Below are 1,814 nucleotides of genomic sequence, written 5' to 3'. Positions count from 1 at the left end.
AACGGTTTGACGTTTAAACTCGTCGTCAAAATGTTGACGGATATCTCCCATGACACACCTCGACCTTTTGGTTGGTTATATTGTACGGGCCGCTACTACGGCGTGTCCACTTTTTAGTCTACATGCAAATTGTATAAAAAGCGGATTTTTCCTACTCTAAGCCGAACGCTAAACGTCATCAGCAGTCCTCAAGTGGACGGAAAACTGCTTTATACGTCCGTTAAGGGGTCAGCAAGGGCAGGTATGCAACTACGCTAATGCTAATACCTAACGTATTGAAGGGGCAGATTGTTGGGCGACCCCTATTTCAACCTTTTCCTTCTTATAACATAGATACCTCCAATGACGATTACGAAGATCGCCACAGTAGCGATAAAAATAGTTACTGTGTTGTTGTTATCCGTTCCCCAAACCGGCGAGTTTTGATCTGGTTCTTTTACTGTCAGTTTGTGATCCGACGCATACTTTTGAAGTAATGCGTTCACTTCTTCCTTATCCCCTTGCATGTTGACGACCACGTTGTGATCCGCAACTTCCAAGGCGGTCGTCCAATCCGGATGCAACAGTTCAGGGGTCGAGTCAGCATTCTTCAAAAAAATGAGGTAGGTCTTTCCCTGCTGTAAAGTCATTGAAAAATCCGGACACGCATCATCGTTTGTTGTTCGACTGGATTTTGTTGCTGGCAAGTGTATAATTTTTGGAGCTATTCCCGGTCCGACATAGTTTATGACTTTGATCGTCGTTTGCCTTCCATTGTTGCTGCTAGTCGAAACCTCTCCTTGAACCATTACCGGTGATTCCTCAGCCAACATTTCATACGACCAAGGCTTTGGACTACAGGCATTCGCGTACTGTGCCCCCCAAAGGAAAGAAAAGGCTAGCGTTAAGGAAAGTAATCGATACAACATAAGCGTCATCCCTTATGTTTTATGTTTTGCATCTCATATTTCTAAATGCAACCATAAATGGAATTGTTTCACTTATTCGATGGATTGGGCAACGATTCATAAATTTGTGTGAGAATATAGTCCGCGGCAAGCATGTCAACGTCGCTGAAAACCCGTAAATCATGCATTGGGTAATGCTTGCGTGAATCCTTCTGCGTCCAATATAGCCTGTCCTCATCCAAATAAGTTCACCTTATCTTCGTGGTAAGCGTAAAATCCGGAACACCGGTGTCGTCCGAACGCCGGGATCATGACTGGGTTCAAGGAAGGGATGTTCCGTCCGGATCAATCGGTGACGCGGGCGGAGCCCGCGAAAATGAAGTAATTGAAGTAATAAATCGAACAAAAGATTTGATGCTCAAAAAACGTCTCGACAATATTTCGCGCTAACGACAACCGGCTTTCCGGTTGTATAAACGACAAATGATTTTCCGTTTAACGTAAATGTCGTAGCGCTTGACGCTAGGCTCCCACTGAAATTGTCCAATTTATTTTTGAGTTTCCGTTCCGTGGCCGGAGCCGGATAAAAGTTCCAGTGCTCCAAGATAGAACGCTTCGCTGTGCTCGAACGTGCCAGAAAACGGATAATCAAGCGAGACGTATTTTGCGCTGCCGTTAAATACCTACTCCGTTCCCTCTACGATCGATGTATCGTATCTCCCGCCAATTCGACGATCTTGTTGTACATTTCTAGTTTGGTCATGTCACTGAACATGTAAATCTTACCGTCAACTTTCGTATAGTTAGTTTCCCCTGAAAAAGTCAGGGTGTTTTGAGCATAATTAAAAGGAATTCAGCACCTCAAAATGGAAATTGTTATTGACGAGATAACAAAGTTCCACACCCCGAGGGAAGAATTCCTTTGCT

The 1,814-nt window shown here is 44.2% G+C and carries 2 protein-coding genes; one reads left to right on the top strand and one right to left on the bottom strand.

Annotated elements, in window-relative coordinates:
• Positions 1–302: 302 nt before the first annotated feature.
• Positions 303–908, bottom strand: a complete 606-nt coding sequence (locus FE781_RS17255) for a hypothetical protein (protein ID WP_170209596.1) — start codon at positions 906–908, stop codon at positions 303–305.
• Positions 909–1,194: 286 nt separating this feature from the next.
• Between FE781_RS17255 and FE781_RS18260 the strand changes: the two genes are divergently transcribed.
• The gene (locus FE781_RS18260) at positions 1,195–1,272 is read left to right on the top strand and encodes an S-layer homology domain-containing protein (protein ID WP_379253241.1); all 78 of its coding nucleotides are present in this window, start codon (positions 1,195–1,197) and stop codon (positions 1,270–1,272) included.
• Positions 1,273–1,814: the final 542 nt, after the last annotated feature.

The organism is Paenibacillus thermoaerophilus (genome assembly GCF_005938195.1).
GTDB lineage: Bacteria > Bacillota > Bacilli > Paenibacillales > Reconciliibacillaceae > Paenibacillus_W > Paenibacillus_W thermoaerophilus.
This window is presented reverse-complemented; position numbering and strand designations above follow the sequence as displayed.

What these genes read in the sequence shown, in the direction of transcription:
- FE781_RS17255 (WP_170209596.1), bottom strand. Translation starts at nt 908, where the DNA reads ATGTTGTATCGATTACTTTCCTTAACGCTAGCCTTTTCTTTCCTTTGG.